The sequence below is a fragment of the Leucobacter chromiiresistens genome, assembly GCF_900102345.1.
GTDB classification, from domain to species: domain Bacteria; phylum Actinomycetota; class Actinomycetes; order Actinomycetales; family Microbacteriaceae; genus Leucobacter; species Leucobacter chromiiresistens.
Genome location: NZ_FNKB01000001.1, coordinates 1175883 through 1192492, shown reverse-complemented (window position 1 = coordinate 1192492; position 16610 = coordinate 1175883). Strand labels below are relative to the sequence as shown.

14 protein-coding genes are annotated in these 16610 nt (G+C 73.3%); 9 read left to right on the top strand and 5 right to left on the bottom strand.

Translation table 11 applies throughout. The annotated features are described in order from the left end of the window. Positions 1 to 108: 108 nt before the first annotated feature. Positions 109 to 1776, top strand: coding sequence for an amidohydrolase (locus BLT44_RS05545; RefSeq protein ID WP_010155054.1), 1668 nt, complete (start codon positions 109 to 111; stop codon positions 1774 to 1776). Positions 1777 to 1809: 33 nt separating this feature from the next. Here BLT44_RS05545 and BLT44_RS15210 read toward each other — a convergent pair whose 3' ends face one another. Beyond that, positions 1810 to 2688 (bottom strand): biotin--[acetyl-CoA-carboxylase] ligase, encoded by an 879-nt coding sequence (locus BLT44_RS15210; protein WP_074689998.1) that lies wholly within the window; start codon positions 2686 to 2688, stop codon positions 1810 to 1812. 63 nt (positions 2689 to 2751) lie between these two features. Between BLT44_RS15210 and BLT44_RS16030 the strand changes: the two genes are divergently transcribed. The 6 genes from BLT44_RS16030 (at position 2752) to BLT44_RS05510 (ending at position 9849) form a co-directional block, all read left to right on the top strand. Continuing rightward, entirely contained in the window at positions 2752 to 4806 is a 2055-nt protein-coding gene (locus BLT44_RS16030) for a TPM domain-containing protein (RefSeq protein WP_176783272.1), read from the top strand. 64 nt (positions 4807 to 4870) lie between these two features. Next, positions 4871 to 5605: a PspA/IM30 family protein gene (locus tag BLT44_RS05530; protein WP_074689997.1), complete on the top strand. Its 735-nt coding sequence runs from the start codon at positions 4871 to 4873 to the stop codon at positions 5603 to 5605. Between the two features lie 92 nt (positions 5606 to 5697). After that, positions 5698 to 7035, top strand: a complete 1338-nt coding sequence (locus BLT44_RS15575; protein WP_074689995.1) for a coiled-coil domain-containing protein — start codon at positions 5698 to 5700, stop codon at positions 7033 to 7035. Between the two features lie 86 nt (positions 7036 to 7121). Beyond that, the gene (locus BLT44_RS05520) at positions 7122 to 8714 is read left to right on the top strand and encodes an acyl-CoA carboxylase subunit beta (RefSeq protein WP_010157866.1); all 1593 of its coding nucleotides are present in this window, start codon (positions 7122 to 7124) and stop codon (positions 8712 to 8714) included. After that, positions 8711 to 9127 carry a hypothetical protein gene (locus tag BLT44_RS15860; RefSeq protein WP_010157865.1) on the top strand — a complete coding sequence of 139 codons (417 nt, stop codon included), beginning with the start codon at positions 8711 to 8713 and terminating at the stop codon, positions 9125 to 9127. Before BLT44_RS05520 ends, BLT44_RS15860 begins: the two co-directional genes overlap by 4 nt. Positions 9128 to 9162: 35 nt before the next feature. After that, positions 9163 to 9849 carry an NUDIX hydrolase gene (locus BLT44_RS05510; RefSeq protein WP_010157864.1) on the top strand — a complete coding sequence of 229 codons (687 nt, stop codon included), beginning with the start codon at positions 9163 to 9165 and terminating at the stop codon, positions 9847 to 9849. A gap of 238 nt (positions 9850 to 10087) precedes the next feature. Here the strand turns inward: BLT44_RS05510 and BLT44_RS15570 are convergent, their stop codons facing one another. The 3 genes from BLT44_RS15570 to BLT44_RS05495 all read right to left on the bottom strand — a co-directional run bounded on the left by BLT44_RS15570 (position 10088) and on the right by BLT44_RS05495 (position 13761). Further along, positions 10088 to 11179, bottom strand: coding sequence for a hypothetical protein (locus BLT44_RS15570; RefSeq protein WP_155818991.1), 1092 nt, complete (start codon positions 11177 to 11179; stop codon positions 10088 to 10090). 331 nt (positions 11180 to 11510) lie between these two features. Further along, positions 11511 to 12149, bottom strand: coding sequence for a class II aldolase/adducin family protein (locus tag BLT44_RS05500; protein ID WP_010155058.1), 639 nt, complete (start codon positions 12147 to 12149; stop codon positions 11511 to 11513). After that, positions 12142 to 13761, bottom strand: a complete 1620-nt coding sequence (locus tag BLT44_RS05495) for a deoxyguanosinetriphosphate triphosphohydrolase family protein (protein WP_010155060.1) — start codon at positions 13759 to 13761, stop codon at positions 12142 to 12144. Before BLT44_RS05495 ends, BLT44_RS05500 begins: the two co-directional genes overlap by 8 nt. 143 nt (positions 13762 to 13904) lie before the next feature. Between BLT44_RS05495 and BLT44_RS05490 the strand changes: the two genes are divergently transcribed. After that, positions 13905 to 14459 carry a hypothetical protein gene (locus tag BLT44_RS05490; RefSeq protein WP_010155061.1) on the top strand — a complete coding sequence of 185 codons (555 nt, stop codon included), beginning with the start codon at positions 13905 to 13907 and terminating at the stop codon, positions 14457 to 14459. Positions 14460 to 14624: 165 nt separating this feature from the next. Further along, positions 14625 to 15362, top strand: a complete 738-nt coding sequence (locus BLT44_RS05485; protein ID WP_010155062.1) for a YceI family protein — start codon at positions 14625 to 14627, stop codon at positions 15360 to 15362. A 54-nt stretch (positions 15363 to 15416) separates the two neighbouring features. On the opposite strand, the gene BLT44_RS05480 is transcribed toward BLT44_RS05485, so the two are convergent. After that, the gene (locus tag BLT44_RS05480; protein WP_010155063.1) at positions 15417 to 16610 is read right to left on the bottom strand and encodes a RimK family alpha-L-glutamate ligase; all 1194 of its coding nucleotides are present in this window, start codon (positions 16608 to 16610) and stop codon (positions 15417 to 15419) included.

Genomic DNA, 16610 nt, shown 5'->3' with positions numbered 1-16610 from the left:
GTCCGGGCGCCCCACCCCTCCCCGCGCGCTGCGATCCGCGCACCGCAACCCGCGCACCGCGCCCCGCGATCCGCACCGTGATCCGCTCCCGACCCTCGGAGACTCCCCATGACGACCACTCTGTACCGCAACGCCGTCGTATTCACCGCCGACCCGACGCCCGAGCAGCCCCACCCCATCGCCGAGGCCTTCGCGGTCGCAGACGGCCGCTTCACGGCCGTGGGCTCGGTCGCCGACGTGCGCACCGCGGTGGGCGGCGTCGCGGGCGGCGCAGGATCGCACGAGGTCGTCGAGGTCGACCTCGAGGGCCGGTTCGTCGCGCCGGGCTTCATCGACTCGCACACGCACCTCGTCGGCTTCGGCGAGTCGCTCGGGCGCGTGCAGCTGCGCGACTGCGCCACGCTCGCGGAGATGCAGCAGCGCCTCGTCGCCGCCCGCGAGGCCGATCCGTCGGCCGCTCGGGTGCTCGGCAGCGGCTGGCTGTTCGACGCGCTCCCAGACGGGCGGCCGACCGCCGAGATGCTCGACGAGGTGCTGCCCGACGTGCCCGTGTACCTCGACGCGAACGACTTCCACTCGACGTGGGTGAACGGCGCCGCGCTGCGCGAGCTCGGCATCACCCGGGAGACCCCCGATCCCGTCGGCGGCGAGATCGTGCGCGACGCCGCGGGCGACGCGACCGGCCTGCTGCTGGAGACCGCCGGCACCCAGTTCGCCTGGGCGTTCCTGAGCTCGCAGACCACCGAGGCCGACGTGGTCGCCGCCCTCGACCGCGCCTTCGCGACCTACCTCGCGGCCGGAGTGACCGGGGTCACGGAGATGTCGCTCAACGCCGCCGAGGTGACCGGCCTCCAGACCATCATCGCCCGCGACGGCCGCCTGCCGTTCCCGGTGACGGCGCACTGGATCCTGGAGCCGACCGGCGACGCAGCCCGCGATGTCGCGGGCGCCGAGCGCATCGCGGCCCTCCGCGAGGAGATCGCCGCGGGGCCCGCGCGCGACTGGCTGCGGATCGCCGGCGTGAAGTTCATCATGGACGGCACCATCGACGCGTGCACCGCGACGATGCTCGCCCCCTACGCCGACGGGAGCAACGCCGAGCCGATCTGGACGGCCGAGCGCATCCTCCCCGTCGCCGAGGCCGCCGACCGTGCGGGGCTGCAGATCGCGATGCACGCGATCGGCGACCGCACGAGCCAGATCGCCCTCGACGTCGTCGAGCACTGCGTGCGCGCGAACGGGCCGCGCGCACGCCGACACCGCATCGAGCACCTCGAGAGCGTCGCCGACGACACCATCGTCCGCATGGGCGAGCTCGGAGTGGTCGCCTCGATGCAGCCGGTGCACTGCGACCCCGCCGTGCTCGACAACTGGAAGGCGCAGCTCGGCGACGAGCGCCAGGAGCTCGGCTTCCCGTGGCAGAAGTTCCGCGCCGCGGGGGTCGCGATCACGCTCGGCACGGATGCGCCGACCGCCCCGCACGAGGCGATCCCGAACCTCTACATCGCGCTGACCGGCGCCTCGGTGCTCGCGCCCGAGCGCGACCCCTACCACCCGGAGCGCGCCTTCACCCCGGCCGACGCCCTGACCGCCCTCACCGCGGGCGGCGCGTTCGCCGGCGAGATGGACGACACGACGGGCCGGATCCGGGCGGGCCTGGCCGCCGACTTCATCGTGCTCGACGTGAACCCGCTCGAGGCCGCCCCCGAGGCGCTGCTCGCGTCGCGCGTGCTCAGCACCACCGTGCAGGGCGAGGAGCTGCACCGGGCGCGGTGATCCCGCGCCCCGCCCACCGGAAGGGCTCGCCGCCTAGCGCAGGTGCTCGACGTCGCCCGCCGAGACCGTGAGCTCGCCGCCGGTGGGCAGGTCGACGACGAGCGACCCGTCGGCGGCGAGCGCCCGCGCCCGGCCGTCCACGACCTCGCCGCCGGGCAGGTGCACGCGCACCTCCGTGCCGAGCGTGAGCGAGTGCCGGGCGATGCGTGCGCGCGCCGCCTCGGGCTCCTCGCTCGCGAGGCGCACGAGCCGCAGCAGCTCGCGGGCGTAGTCGGCGAGCACCCGGTCGGTGAGATCGCGGCCCGCAGCATCGGCGAGGCTCTCGGCCCCGCCCGTGTCGGCACCCGCCGCGAGCAGCGAGGTCGCGCGATCGGTGGGCAGCTCCCACTCGGGGATCAGCAGGTTGATGCCGGTGCCCACCACCACGTCGTGCCCCTGCGCCCCACCGCCCGGCAGCAGCTCGCACAGGATGCCGCAGAGCTTCCTGCCGGGGCGCCCGGCCATCGCGTCGCGCTCGTCGCGCACGTGCACGTCGTTCGGCCACTTCACGCCGACGCGCTGCGCCTCGCCGCCCGCGCGGGCCGCCGCGGCCGAGAAGTGCGGCTGCAGGGCGGCGGCGACCGCCGATCCGGCGAGCAGGGGGAGCCAGCTCACGCCCAGTCCGGTCGCGCCGAACCCGCGCACCAGCAGCGACGCCGCGATCGACGTGTTCGGTGGCGTCACCCACCCGCGGTCGAGGCGCCCGCGACCCGCCGTCTGATCGCTCGTCGCCAGCAGCGCGCCGTGCGGCAGCCCCTCCGCGCCCCCGCTCCGCTCCGCCGTCGCGAGCGCGCGCAGCTCGGCGTTGGTGGAGGGCGACGACTCGCGCCATCTGACGTCGGGCAGCAGCGTGCGCGTGCGGGGAAGCTCCATGCGCATCACGTTAGCCCGGAAAACAAGTGGACCGAGGCACCGGCGCACGAATACACTCCGATTGTGGAGCACTCAGGCCTGTCCCCCGATCTGCGACCTCGACCGCTCGGGCGGTGGTGGCTCGCCGCGGTGCTCGGCGCGGGCCTCCTGGCCGCGGGCGCCTCCAGCGCCGCCGCGGTCGGCCCGGGCACCCTCGGCAGCGAATACGTCACCGACGCCGTCGACGTGCTCGACGACTCCGAGGAGCGGGCCGCGAACGCCAGACTCGCCGAGGCCTTCGACACGACCGGGCTCGACCTCTTCGTCGTATTCGTCGACGAGTTCACCGACCCTGCTGATCGCATCGCGTGGGCCGACGAGACCGCCGAGCTCAACGGCCTCGGCGACTCCCAGTACCTCCTCGCCGTCGCCACCGACGGCCGCCAGTACTACCTCTCGTCGTCGGCGGACGGCGAGCTGAGCGATGCCGCACTCGGACGCATCGAGGAGCGCGTGCTCCCCGAGCTGCGCGACCAGGACTGGGCGGGAGCCGTCACGGCGGCCGCAGAGCAGCTCGAGGCCGAGGATGCGGCGCCGGGCCGCAACACCGCCGTCGTCGTGGGCGTCGGCGCCGGGGTGCTCGGGCTCGGCGGAGCCGCGTTCGGCGTCTCGCGGCTCGTGCGCCGCCGACGCGATGCAGCGGCCGCCGAGCAGGATCTGGCGCAGCTCGAGCGCGCATCGGGATCGGCGCTCGTCGCCGCAGACGACGCCGTGAAGAGCAGCGCCCAGGAGCTCGAGTTCGCCCGCGCCCAGTTCGGCGACGCATCAGTCTCGGCCTACGCGGACGCGGTCGAGACGGCCCGCGCGCGCCTGCTCGAGGCGTTCGCCCTGCGCCAGCAGCTCGACGACGCGACACCCGACACCGACGCGCAGCAGCGGGAGTGGCTGCAGCGCATCATCGAGCTCTGCGCCGCCGTCGACGAGGTGCTCGACGCGCAGGCGGACGCCTTCGCGCGGCTGAGAGCGATCGAGCAGAACGCGCCCGCCGCGCTCGCCGAGGCCGTCGCGCGACGGGAGCAGGCGGGGGCGCGGGGTGCGCAGAGCCGAGCCGAGGCCGAGCGTCTCGCCGCCGCCTACGCTGCCGACGAGCTCGGCGCGCTCGACGGGGCCGTGCAGCAGGCGGAGCAGCTGCTCGCCTTCGCGGAGGATCGCGAGCGCGCCGCCTCCACCGCGCTCGGGGCCGCCCCGCCCGACTCGGGAGCGGCCGCTGTGGCGATCCGGGAGGCCGAGGCCGCGGTCGCCCAGGCCGACGAGATCCACCGCGCCATCGCCGCGCGCGGCCCCGAACTCGCGAGCATCGAGGCCCGCTGCGCGGAACTCATCGGCGAGCTGGAGGCCGACGTCTCGGGCGCCCGAGCCGTGCCCGATGCGGACGGCCGGGTCGCCGCCGCCATCACCGCGACGCAGGAGCGCATCGCGCAGGCGAGGCACGACCTCTCGGGCGCCGAGCGGCGGCCCGGTCGGGCCGTGCAGGCGCTCGAAGCCGCTAACGCGCAGATCGACGGCGCAGTGCACTCCGCCCAGCAGGCCGAGCGTGCGCGCCGACTGCTCGACGCCCAGATGGCGCAGTCCGACAGTCAGGTGCGGCAGGCGGAGGCGTTCATCGACGCACGGCGCGGGGCCATCGGCTCGCGGGCGCGCACCCGGGCGGCGGAGGCTCGCGCCGCCCTCGCACGCGCCGACGCCGCGCGATCCGCGAACCCCGAGACCGCGCTGGCCGACGCGCAGCGCGCGAGCAGCCTCGCCGCCGAGGCGCTCTCCGCCGCTCAGTCCGACGTCTCCGGGTTCGGCACCGGCTACGGCGGCGGCTCCGGCGGAGGCTCGTCGGCGGGCGGCGACCTCGCCGCGGTGCTCGGCGGCATCCTCGGCGGGGGCAACGGCGGCTCCGGCTACGGCGGCTCGGGGGGCGGGTTCTGGGGCGGCGGCTCCAGCGGCTCCTGGGGCGGCGGCTCCCGCCGATCCTCGGGCCGCTCAGGGGGCTTCTCCCGCAGCTCCGGCCGCTCCTCGCGCCGATCCGGAGGCTCCTCGCGGCGCTCGGGCGGCGGCCGCTCGGGCCGCCGCGGCGGCGGGCGCTTCTGACTCGGCGCTTCCCCAGTCCCGATCCTTACACTCGATCCAAACCGCTCCGCCGAAAGGAACTCACATGTCGAAGCAGTCCATCCTCGGTCGCATCACCACCCTCGTCCGGGCCAACGTCAACTCGATGCTCGACTCGGCCGAAGACCCCGAGAAGATGATCGATCAGCTGATCCGCGACTTCTCCTCCAACATCTCGGACGCCGAAGCCGCGATCGCGGAGACCATCGGCAACCTGCGGCTGCTCGAGCAGGACTACGACGAGGACGTGCGCACCGCGCGCGAGTGGGAGCGCAAGGCGATCGCGGCGAGCGCGAAGGCCGACGAGCTGCGCTCGGCCGGCAACTCCGTCGACGCCGACAAGTTCGACAATCTCGCGAAGGTGGCCCTGCAGCGCCAGATCACCGAGGAGAACGAGGCTCGCGCCGCCGAGCCCACCATCGCCGCGCAGCGCGAGGTCACCGCGAAGCTGAAGGACGGCCTCAACGGGATGCGCGAGAAGCTGCAGCAGCTGCAGACGAAGCGCTCCGAGCTGGTCGCGCGCGCCAAGACCGCGGAGGCGCAGAACCGCGTCGCCGACGCCGTCAAGTCGATCGACGTGCTCGACCCGACGAGCGACCTCGGCCGGTTCGAGGACAAGATCCGCCGCCAGGAGGCCCTCGCGCGCGGCAAGCAGGAGATCGCCGCGTCGACGCTCGACTCGCAGTTCAACGAGCTCGAGAACTTCGAAGCCGTCACCGAGGTCGAGGCGCGACTCGCCGCCCTCAAGGCCGGCCGCTCGCCGCAGGCGCTCGAGCAGTAACCACCGCCCACCGAGCGGGGCGGGGCGGGCCGATCCGGGCCCGCCCCGCTCGGCACCGTCTCACCCATCGCACTCAGCAGACAGGACACACCGTGGCATTTTGGGGACGCCGAGATCGTGAGTCGCAGGAGCGGCAGCACGCCTCCGACGCGCAGCAGGCGCAGCGGGCGCGCAGCGCGATCGTCGCCGCAGACGAGCGGATCCGCGCGACCGGCGACGAGCTCGCCTTCGCCACGGCCGAACTCGGCGAGGACGCGACGGCCGAGCTGAGGGCCGGCCTCGACTCGGTGCGCGAGCACCTCGGGGAGGCGTTCCAGCTGCACCAGCTCAACCACGACCACATCCCCGACACCCCCGACGAGGTGCGCACCCGCAACGCGCGCATCCTGCAGCTGTGCGAGTGGGCCGAATCGGTGCTCGACGAGCGCACCGCCGCCCTGCAGGCGCGCGTCGAACGCGCACGCCGCGCCCCCGAGATGGTGCAGCGGGTGCGCGCCGACGCCGCCGCCCTGCGCGAGCGCGTGCCCGACGCCCAGCGCGCGGCGGCGCGTCTCGCCGAGCGGTACAGCCCCTCGGCGCTGCAGCGCGTGAGGCTCCACTCCGAAGACGTGGAGCAGCTGCTCGACTTCGCCGAGCACTCCGCCGACCTCTCCGATCGCCGCCGCGCCGCCGGCGCCCTCGCCGACGCGAATCTCGCGCTCGAGACGGCGACCGAGACCGTGCGGCGGGCGGCCTCGATCCTCGACGGCGTCGACAGCTTCGAGATCGAGGCGCTGCGCGCGCAGAACACGCTCGCCGACGTCATCGACGACTCCCGCAGCGACATCGCCGCGGCCCGCACCGAGCCCCGCAACGCGTCCGTCGACGACGCGATCGAACGACTCGAGGCGGCCCTCGCCGAGGTGAGCGCCGGGCGCCAGCGCGATCCCTTCGCCGACCTCTCCCTCGTCTCGTCGGCCAACGCCGCACTCGACGCCGCCCGCGCCCGCGCCGCGAGGCCCGTGCCCTCGGAGGCGCAGGTGCAGCACGGCATCGCGGCCGCGGACCACGCCATCGGCATCGCGGCCAGCCTCATCGAGGGGCACCGGGGCTGGATCGGCGCCGACGCGCGCACCCGGCTCGCCGAGGCGCGGCGCCACCGCAGCGAGATCGCCGCCCTGCCGATGACGGAGGACTCGCGGGAGCAGGTGCTGCAGCGCGCCCGCCGCGCCTCCGAACTCGCCGACGAGTCGCTGCGCCTCGCGCAGCGCGACATCGACTCCTCCCGCCCCGATGACGACGACTGGGGCTGGGGCGGCGGCGGAGGCGGCGGCCCGTGGGGCGGCGGCGGACGCGGCCGCGGCGGAGTCGGAGGCGGCGGCGGGGGCGTGCTCGGCCCGGTGATCGGAGGCGTGCTGCTCGGCGGACTGCTGGGCGACATGTTCGACTGAATTCGTAGGGTTCGCACCAAGGAGTTTCGATTCCGTTGGAGAGGTTCGGAGGGTGCGGGCATGCCCTCCGCGCTAGGCTGGCAGGCGTGACTGCAGAGAACACCGCACCCGCGACGACCGCCGACCGCATCGCGGACCATCGCCGCAAGTACCAGGAAGCCGTCGGCGACCGAGACGCGGCGGCCGCGGCGAAGCAGCACGCGCGGGGCAAGATGACCGCACGCGAGCGCATCGCGACCCTGCTCGACACGGGCTCGTTCGTCGAGTTCGACAAGTTCGTCAAGCACCGCTCCCAGGGCTTCGGCATGGAGCAGTCGCACCCCTTCGGCGACTCCGTGGTGACCGGCGCGGGAACGATCCACGGCCGCCAGGTGGTCGTGTACTCGCAGGACTTCACCACCTTCGGCGGATCGCTCGGCGAGGTCGCCGGCGAGAAGATCGTGAAGGCCATGGAGTTCGCGCTGAAGACCGGCGCCCCCGTGCTCGGCATCCTCGACTCCGGCGGGGCGCGCATCCAGGAGGGCGTCGTCGCCCTCTCCAAGTACGCGAGCATCTTCCGCCTGAACACCATGTGCTCCGGTGTCATCCCGCAGATCTCCATCGTGATGGGCCCGTCGGCCGGCGGCGCCGTCTACTCCCCCGCACTCACCGACTTCGTCATCATGGTCGACAAGACGAGCCACATGTTCGTCACCGGCCCCGACGTCATCAAGACCGTCACCGGCGAAGAGGTCGGCTTCGAGGAGCTCGGCGGCGCCCTCACCCACAACAAGACCAGCGGCGTCTCGCACTACCTCGCGAGCGACGAGCACGACGCGCTCGACTACGCGCGGGCGCTCATCAGCTACCTCCCCGACAACAACCTGGCCGAAGCGCCGATCTACGACACCGACACGGCGCTCGAGATCACCGACGCGGACCGGCGCCTCAACACGCTGATCCCCGACAGCCCGAACCAGCCCTACGACATGCTCACCGTCATCGAGGCGATTCTCGACGGCGGCGACTTCCTCGAAGTCCAGCCGCTGTTCGCGCCGAACATGCTCATCGGGTTCGGTCGCGTCGAGGGCCGCACGGTCGGCATCGTCGCCAACCAGCCCAGCCAGATGGCGGGCACCCTCAACATCGACGCGAGCGAGAAGGCGGCCCGCTTCGTGCGGTTCTGCGACGCGTTCTCCATCCCGATCCTCACCCTCGTCGACGTGCCCGGCTACCTGCCCGGCACCGACCAGGAGTTCCAGGGCGTCATCCGCCGCGGCGCGAAGCTGCTCTACGCCTACGCCGAGGCCACCGTGCCGCTCGTCACCATCATCACCCGCAAAGCCTACGGCGGCGCGTACATCGTGATGGGGTCGAAGCAGATGGGCGCCGACTTCAACATCGCGTGGCCCACCGCCGAGATCGCCGTCATGGGCGGTGCGGGCGCCGTGAACATCCTCTACCGCAAGGAGCTCGCCGCAGCCGCAGAGCGCGGCGACGACGTCGAGGCGCTGCGCGCGGAGCTCACCGCCCAGTACACCGCCGACGTCACCTCCCCCTTCCTGGCGGCGGAGCGCGGCGAGCTCGACAACGTGCTCGAGCCGGCCGGCAGCCGCCTCGCGGTCATCAAGGCCCTCCGCGGCCTGCGCGGCAAGCGCACCGAGCAGCCCGCGAAGAAGCACGGCAACATCCCGCTGTGAGCGGGATGCGCCAGACCCCGAGCACCGGCCCCAGCACCCATCCGAGCACCGAACCGAGCACCGACCCCATCACCGAACCGAGCACCGAGAGCGAGCACACCGTGGCCAAGCACGCTGCACCGCCCGCCGACGCCGAGACGCGCGCCGGCGGGGCGATCCTGCCTCCCGACGCCGCCGCGCGCGACGCCGCGAAGCGCGAGACGGTCGTCGACGACGTGCTCCGCGGAGACGACATCCGCTTCATCACGCGGGGCGTCGACGACGCCGAGCGCGCTGCCGTCGTCGCCGTGCTCACCCAGGTGCGCACGGAGGAATCGGAGCAGGTCAAGCGAGTCGCACGTCGCGATCGCGAGCCGTGGGCGCGCTCCCAGCGCGTGCCCGACAGCATCTACGATCTGCTCGCAGACGCCTGAGCCGCCGGCGGCGCTCGGCTTGTAGGGTGTCGGGTATGCCCCGAACCGTCGCCGACGCCGAACGCGAGCTGCGAGCGCTCGCGAGCGGCCGCGCAGCCGTCGCGTTCACCCCGCAGGCGCCCCGCACCGACCGGCCGCTGCGGCGATCGGCCGTGCTGATCCTGTTCGGAGCCCTCGACCGGCACCCGGCCGAGCACGGCGCCCGAACGGTGCCGCCGCAGCTCGACGTGCTGCTCACGCGCCGCGCCGACGGCATGCGGCACCACGCGGGGCAGATCGCGTTCCCCGGAGGCGGCACCGAGCCGCACGATCGCGACGCCGCGCACACCGCACTGCGCGAGGCCGCGGAGGAGACGGGAGTCGAGCCGAGCGGCGTCGAGGTGCTCGGCTCCCTGCAGCCCGTGCACATTCCGGTGAGCAACAACCTCGTCACCCCGGTCGTCGGATGGTGGCGCCGTGCGAGCCCCGTCGCCGCCGACCACGCCGAATCGGTCGAGGTGTTCCGCGCGCCCGTCGCCGAGATGCTCGACCCCGCGGCCCGCGGCACCTCGGTGCTGCGGCACGGCGCCTCCACCTACCGGGGCGCCGCCTTCGCGCTCGGCCCCCACCTCGGCGGGCACCTCGTCTGGGGCTTCACCGGCATGACCCTCGCGAGCCTCTTCGACGAGCTCGGCTGGTCGGTGCCCTGGGATCCGCGACGGGAGTTCCCGGTCTCCCCGTAGCGGGCTGCCGGGCTGCGCGGCCCTGCCGCGTGCCGGGGCGCTGCCTGCTGGCTGGCCCGCCGCCCCGCCCGCTCGCTGGCCCGCCGCCCCCTCTCCTCCCGCCGAGCCCCTCCCTGCGCGCCGAGCCCCTCCCTGCGCGCCGAGGCCCTGCCTCGCGCACGCCCTTTCGGCAGGGACTCGGCGCTCGAGCAGGGCCTCGGCACGCGGGCAGCGGCTGAGCGCGTCAGCAGCACTCCGCTCACAGCCTGTCTCCTCCCCGGATCGCCATGACTCGTCCAGAGTTCCGCTCTGCCGCGACTCTCACGTTCGGCGATCGGTATTGACTACCTCCATGCACCATCCCGACCACGTGACCCGCGTCGCCACGGCGCTCGAGCACACCGACCACCAGCGCCACGGGATGCAGCGGCGAGCAGTTGCTGCGAAGTTTCGCTCCGGCGCGTGGCAGCGCGTCGGCAGAAACGGATGCGTCGAAGCGAGCACCTGGCAGCGGTGGTACGCGCAGGACCGTCATCTCGCGTCGGTACTCGTTGCTCACCGGGAGTCGCACGGTCACAGCCCACCGGTGTTCTCTCATGTGTCCGCGGCGGTACTGCTCGGTCTGCCGCTCTGGGGATTCCGCAACGATGCGGTCCACGTGATCGCGACGACCTCGCACGCCCGCAGCCGCACCCTCATCCGGCACCAGCTGCCGCTCGACGAGCGCGACATCGTCGAAGTCGACGGGATGCGGTGCACCGGGCCCGATCGCACCCTGATCGACCTTGCGGCCACCGAGAGCGAAGAGCTTCTCGTCGCGTACGCCGATGCGCACCTCCGTTCGCAGGCCCGCTCGGAACGGACGGTCGATGCAGCCGCCTGCAGCGCCTGGCGGGAGCACCTGCGCTCGCATACGCGCAATGCTCCCGGCGCGCGTGGCGTGCGTCGGCTGCGTCGCGTCATCGAATTCGCAGATGGACGCGCCGATTCTCCGCTCGAGAGCATCAGCCGCCTGCACTTCGATCGGCTCGGTATCGAAGTCGAACCGCAGTTCGCGGTGCCCGCGCCTGGCGGAGGCCGGTACTTCGTCGATTTCCGGTTGGTCGGGCTCGGCGTTCTCGGCGAATGCGACGGCGCGCAGAAGTACCTGGATCCTCGCATGCTCGGCGAACGGTCCCCCGGCGAAGCCGTGCTGCGCGAGAAACGCAGAGACGACTGGATCACGGGAAGCAGTGGAAGCCGAATGATCCACTGGGGGCACCGCGACACGAGCACCACCGAGCATTTCGCGGCGATGCTGCGCGCTTTCGGAGTGCCGCTGCCGCTCCGCCATCGGTGAGACATTGCGCACCGTTCGGTCCGCGCGCCGGAATCTCGCCGGCGCGCTGCACCCCTGCCGGTGCGCCTGCCAGTGCGCCTGGCGGTGCACCGAACCCCTGCCGATGCACCGAGACCCTACTGAGAACGCGCGCGTTCGGCAGGACCTCGGCGGGCGAGCAGGGTCTCGGCGGGCGAGCGGGAGCTCGCCGGGCGAACGGGCGGGCGGGGCCTCGGCGGGCGAACGGGCGGGCAGGGCCTCGGCCGGCAGGCGGGGGTTCGGCGAACGAACGGGCGGGCGGGGCCTCGGCGGGCGAACGGGCGGGCAGGGCCTCGGCCGGCGGGCCTTCCGCGGGCGGGCGAGCCTACGCGTGCGCCGCCGCGTCGTCGGGGAAGACCGTTCCGGTATCACCGAGCTGCACGGCCAGGGCGGTCGCCTGCGCCGCATCCTCGAGGTTGAGCGCGCGCCGGTACGCCATCTGCACGGTATCGGCGACGACGGAGCAACCGTGGTGCTGCATCACGACGCAGTCGTGGTCGCGCAGCGCCTCGGCGGCCGTATCGGCGAGCTCGTCGGTGCCGTTGTGGTAGAACGGCACGACCGCGATCTCCCCCAGATAGTAGGCGTGATCGAGGGTGAGCCTCCGGATCGGCGTGCCGATGCTCGCCAGCACCACCGCCGTGCGCGGGTGCAGGTGCAGCACGCACTCCGCATCGGGCCGGGCGCGGTACGCGCGGTGGTGCAGCTTCCATTCGCTCGAGGGTCGCGGCCCCGACGGGCGGGCGTCGCCCGTCTCCGCCGCGTCGACGGAGAGCACCGCGAAGTCGTCGGGCGTCAGGCGATCGAGCCACGTGCCCGACGCCGTCACCGCGAACTCGCGCTCCGAGATCCGCGCGGAGAGGTTGCCCGCACTCGCGAGCACCAGACCGCGCCCCACCGCATCGCGGCCCACCTCGATCAGCTCCGCGATCACGCGGTCTCGATGCCGCCCCTGCTCACTCACTCGTCACTCCTCCGGTCAACGCCCGATACGTCGTCACAGCCTGCTGGTCGCTCAAGGACGCCACGTAGTCGAGGATCGCCCGGCTGCGCCCCTGCCGCCGCAGCCCGGCGTCGCTGGTGTCGCCCATCAGCAGCTCGGGGCGCTCGCGGCGCACCGCGAACACGGCCTCCGTCGCGTCGTCGGCCCACTCGAGCAGGCGCCGGGGCGCGCGCCCCGCATCATCGGGGTCCGCCAGCCAGGCGTCGAACCCCAGGGCGAGCTGCTCCACCACGCGCGCCCGCCCCCGCTGCGGCTGCGCGAGCTCCGGCCGCTCGAGCACGAAGTGCGCGTGCACGAACTTCAGCACCATCACCTCGTGCCACGCCTGCGTGTTCAGGCGCACGTGGCCGCTGCGCACGTGCGGGCGCTCCTCCACCACGATCGACGTGCGCAGGTGGTCGATCCAGCGCCGCGTGAAGTCGGAGACCGACCGCTCGCTGTCGATGCCGCCGTCGTACGGGGCGGCCAGCAGGGTCTCCCCCACCTCCTCGCTCACCCGACGCACGGCGGTGCGGAACGCATCGCGATCCGCGATCCAGCCGTCTTTCGCGTGGAGTCGCCGCCAGAGCAATTCGAGCGACCGACCCGGGGTGCGCCACGCCGATCGCACGGCGTCGTCAGGCTCTCCGGCCAGTGCTCCTGCATGATCGAGCCAGGCTCGGAACTCGCCGGCGACCGACGACTGCTGCAGCACCCCCGCCCGCGTGAAGTCGTCGAGATCGTGCACCGCGTAGGCGATGTCGTCGGCGAGATCCATGACGGCGCACTCGACCGTCTGCACGCCGTCCGCGATATGCGGGAAGGGGGCGAGCGCCGTCTCCATCTCGACGACGTCGAGCGCGTACACCGAGAACTTCTCCGCGCCGTTCTCCGTATCGACCCCGACGCCGCGGGGGCGATCGGGTGCCGCGCGGTCATCGGTCGAGACCCCGACCCACGCCCCGCGCGTCCACGGGTACTTCAGCGTCGCCGCGCGCGTCGCCGCCGTGAGGTTCAAGCCCGGGAAGTCGCGCCCGAGCGTGTCGAGCTGCGTCAGAATGCGGAAGCTCTGCGCGTTGCCCTCGAACCCCTCGGCGAGGCCGAGCCGATCCCGCGCCACCCGGTCGAGCACCCGTTCGCCGAGATGCCCGAACGGCGGATGCCCGAGATCGTGGGCGTGCGCCGCCGCCTGCGCGACGATCGTGTCGCAGCCGCCGAGGCGGGCGATGATCGCGCCGACCCCGTCGTCCTCGGGGAGATCGCCGCGCACGAAGTCGGCGTGGCGGGCGGCGCGCCCGGCGAGCTGGGCCGCGATCACCCGCGCGACGGCGCTCACCTTGAGCGAGTGGGTGAGCCGGTTGTGCATGACCGGGCCCACGCCCGTCTGCGGCACCACCTGCGTCACATCGGAGAGCCGGGCGAAGTACGAGGAGAAGCGGATGCGCTCGAGGTCGACCCGGTACTCCTGCGGCTCGGGCGCCGACCCCGCGACGTCGGCGGGCCACTGCGAGTCGGCGATCCCGGCGGGCCGGTGCTGCGACGACACGTGCTCGACGTGGCGTCGCCCCTCGCGCCCCGCCCCCGATGCCTCCATGCCTCTTATTCAAGCATGCACCGCGCCGCTACACTGAGCGCAACGCGCAGCGCGGGGCGGCGCACGGCAGCGCGGGCAGCGCGGGCAGCGCGCGGCGCCCCTCCCCCGCGCAGTGCACCACGGCGAGCAGCGAAAGGCGGCCCATGAACGAGGCGAACCGCACCAGACCCGAGAGCGTGGCCGCGATCGAGCGGGCGTCGGGGCGCGAGTGGAGCGCCTGGGTGGCGCTCTTCGAAGCGCAGGGCGCGCCCACGCTGCAGCACCCCGCGATCGTGAAGATCGCCCGCGCCGCCCTCGCCGACGACCTCCGCAACCCCGACTGGTGGGCGCAGGCCATCGCGATCGCCTACGAGCAGCACGCCGGCATGCGGGTCCCCGGGCAGTCGTCGGCCGGAACCTTCCGCGTCAGCGCGAGCCGCACGCTGGCGACCGACCGCGACGCCGCGATCGAGGCGTGGGGCGCAGCGCACGGCTCCAGAACCGAGCACCTCGGCCACACCGTGTCGGCGACGCGCACGTCGCGCACCGAGAAGCGCAGCTTCCGACGATTCGACCTCGAGGGCGCGGGCCGGGTCGAGGTGTCGGCCACCCCGAAGGGCGACAAGACGACCCTCGCGGTCAGCCACGACGGCCTCGCCGACGGCGAGCGCATCGAGGAGTGGCGCGCGCACTGGAAGGCGCTGCTCGCGGCGCTCTGACGCGCACCGCTCCCAGCATCCTCCCGGCCTTCCCCGGGCGTCCTCCGGGCGCGCGCTGCCAGGGTGGACGTCAGAGGGTCGGGTTCACCGCAGCGGGCAGCCGCCGCGGTGGGGTTCGGCCGACCGCAGCGCGAAGCCCCTCCGCGCCGACCCCCGGGAGACACCGTGAAGCAGTCCCAGAAGATCCTCATCGGCGTCGGCGCGGGCGTCGTCGTGCTCGCCGTCGCCGCGGCCATCGCCGGGCCCGTGATCTACCGCGACCTGATCGCCGGGCCGGCGGCCGACGCGCCGTCGCTCGCCTCCGAGCCGTCGTCGCCCGGATCGCCCGATCAGACGGCGGAGAGCGACGCGGGGGTGGCGGAGCTCGACCCCCGCTTCCTCGTCGGCGGCTGGAGCGTGACCGACGGCTCGGAGGCCGGGTACCGCGTCGACGAGGTGCTGAACGGCACCGACGTCACCGTCACCGGGCGCACCGACGACGTGACGGGCACCTTCACGATCGACGACACCGGGCTCACGCTCACGGCCGCCGAGCTCACCGTCGACGTCGCCAGCATCGAGACCGACAGCGCGAACCGCGACGCCTACTTCCGCGATGAGGCGCTGCGCACCGACGAGTTCCCCGAGGCCGCGTTCGTGCTCGCCGAACCGGTGACGCTCGAGCGTGCTCCCGCCTCGGGCGACGTCGTGCAGACCGAGGCCACGGGCGAGCTCACCATCGCCGGCCAGACCCGCACCGTCACCGCCGCGATCGAGGTGCGCAGCGACGGCACCACCGCCGAGATCGCCGGCTCGATCCCCATCACCTTCTCCGACTTCGGCGTCGAGGCGCCCGACCTCGGGTTCGTGTCGGTGGAAGACAGCGGCGCCGTCGAGTTCCAGCTCACGGCGGCGAAGTCGTAGCCGTCGAGTTCCAGCTCGCAGCGGCGAAGTCGTAGCCGACTCGGATCGGAGCGCTCAGCCGTCGGCGAGCTCGCGCGCCGCCTTCGAGAGCTTGCGCACGCGCGCCCGGCGCCGCCGACGCTCGGGGAGCATCGAACGCATCTCCTCGAGCTTGCCGAAGCACAGCAGCCGATCCTCGGCCTCGAGCACGAGGCTCTTGCGCGGGTTCGGGATCACCTGCACGCCGCGGTGCAGCGTCAGCACCGTCACATCGCGCTCCCAGAGGCCGAGCTCGCCGAGCGTCTTGCCGACGTATTCCGATCCGTGCATGGTGAGCTCGGCGACCCCGTAGGCCGTCGAGACGCTCAGCCGCTGCCGCAGATCGATCTCGGGGAAGTTGACCTGGTTCGCGATGAAGTCGATGATCGCCCCGGCGATGTCGAGGCCCGTCGCGCTCTCGATGCCCTGCAGGCCCGGCGAGGAGTTGACCTCCATCACCAGCGGGCCCTCCTCGCCCTCGAGCATGTCGACGCCCGCCACGCGCAGCCCCATGATCTGGGCGGCCCGCACGGCGGTCTGCTCGTAGTCGGCGTCGAGCTCCACCGGCTCGACCGTTCCACCGCGGTGCACGTTCGAGCGGAACTCGTCTCCGCCGGCCGTGCGGCGCATCGCGGCCACCACGCGGTCGCCGATGACGAGGGCGCGCACGTCGCGACCTCGGCTCTCCGACACGAACCGCTGGATGAGCACGTTCTGCCGGGTGGAGTGCAGGGTCTCGATGATGGCCTCGGCGACCTTCACCTGCGGCGCGAGGATCACGCCGATGCCCTGCGTGCCCTCGAGCAGCTTGATCACGACCGGGGCGCCCCCGACGCTCTCGATCGCCGGGCGCACGTCGGCGCGGTTGCGCACGAACGCCGTAGCCGGCATCTCGATGTTGTGGCGCGACAGGATCTGGTTCGCGCGCAGCTTGTCGCGGGCGTTCGCGATGCCGTTCGACGTGTTCGGCGTGTACACGTCCATCTGCTCGAACTGGCGCACCACCGCCGTGCCGAAGTAGCTGATCGAGCTGCCGATGCGCGGCAGCACGGCGTCGTAGTCGCTGAGCTGCTTGCCGCGGTACAGCAGGTCGGGGGCCTCGCCCGCGAGGTCGATCGCAAAGCGCAGGGTGTTGAGCACGCGCACGGTGTGCCCGCGCTCGAGAGCGGCGGACTGCAGGCGCTGGGTGGAGTACGCCTGCGGGGCGCGCGAAAGAATCGCGAGTTTCAT

What these genes read in the sequence shown, in the direction of transcription:
- BLT44_RS05545 (WP_010155054.1), top strand. Translation starts at nt 109, where the DNA reads ATGACGACCACTCTGTACCGCAACGCCGTCGTATTCACCGCCGACCCG.
- BLT44_RS15210 (WP_074689998.1), bottom strand. Translation starts at nt 2,688, where the DNA reads ATGGAGCTTCCCCGCACGCGCACGCTGCTGCCCGACGTCAGATGGCGC.
- BLT44_RS05530 (WP_074689997.1), top strand. Translation starts at nt 4,871, where the DNA reads ATGTCGAAGCAGTCCATCCTCGGTCGCATCACCACCCTCGTCCGGGCC.
- BLT44_RS05510 (WP_010157864.1), top strand. Translation starts at nt 9,163, where the DNA reads ATGCCCCGAACCGTCGCCGACGCCGAACGCGAGCTGCGAGCGCTCGCG.
- BLT44_RS05495 (WP_010155060.1), bottom strand. Translation starts at nt 13,761, where the DNA reads ATGGAGGCATCGGGGGCGGGGCGCGAGGGGCGACGCCACGTCGAGCAC.
- BLT44_RS05490 (WP_010155061.1), top strand. Translation starts at nt 13,905, where the DNA reads ATGAACGAGGCGAACCGCACCAGACCCGAGAGCGTGGCCGCGATCGAG.
- BLT44_RS05480 (WP_010155063.1), bottom strand. Translation starts at nt 16,610, where the DNA reads ATGAAACTCGCGATTCTTTCGCGCGCCCCGCAGGCGTACTCCACCCAG.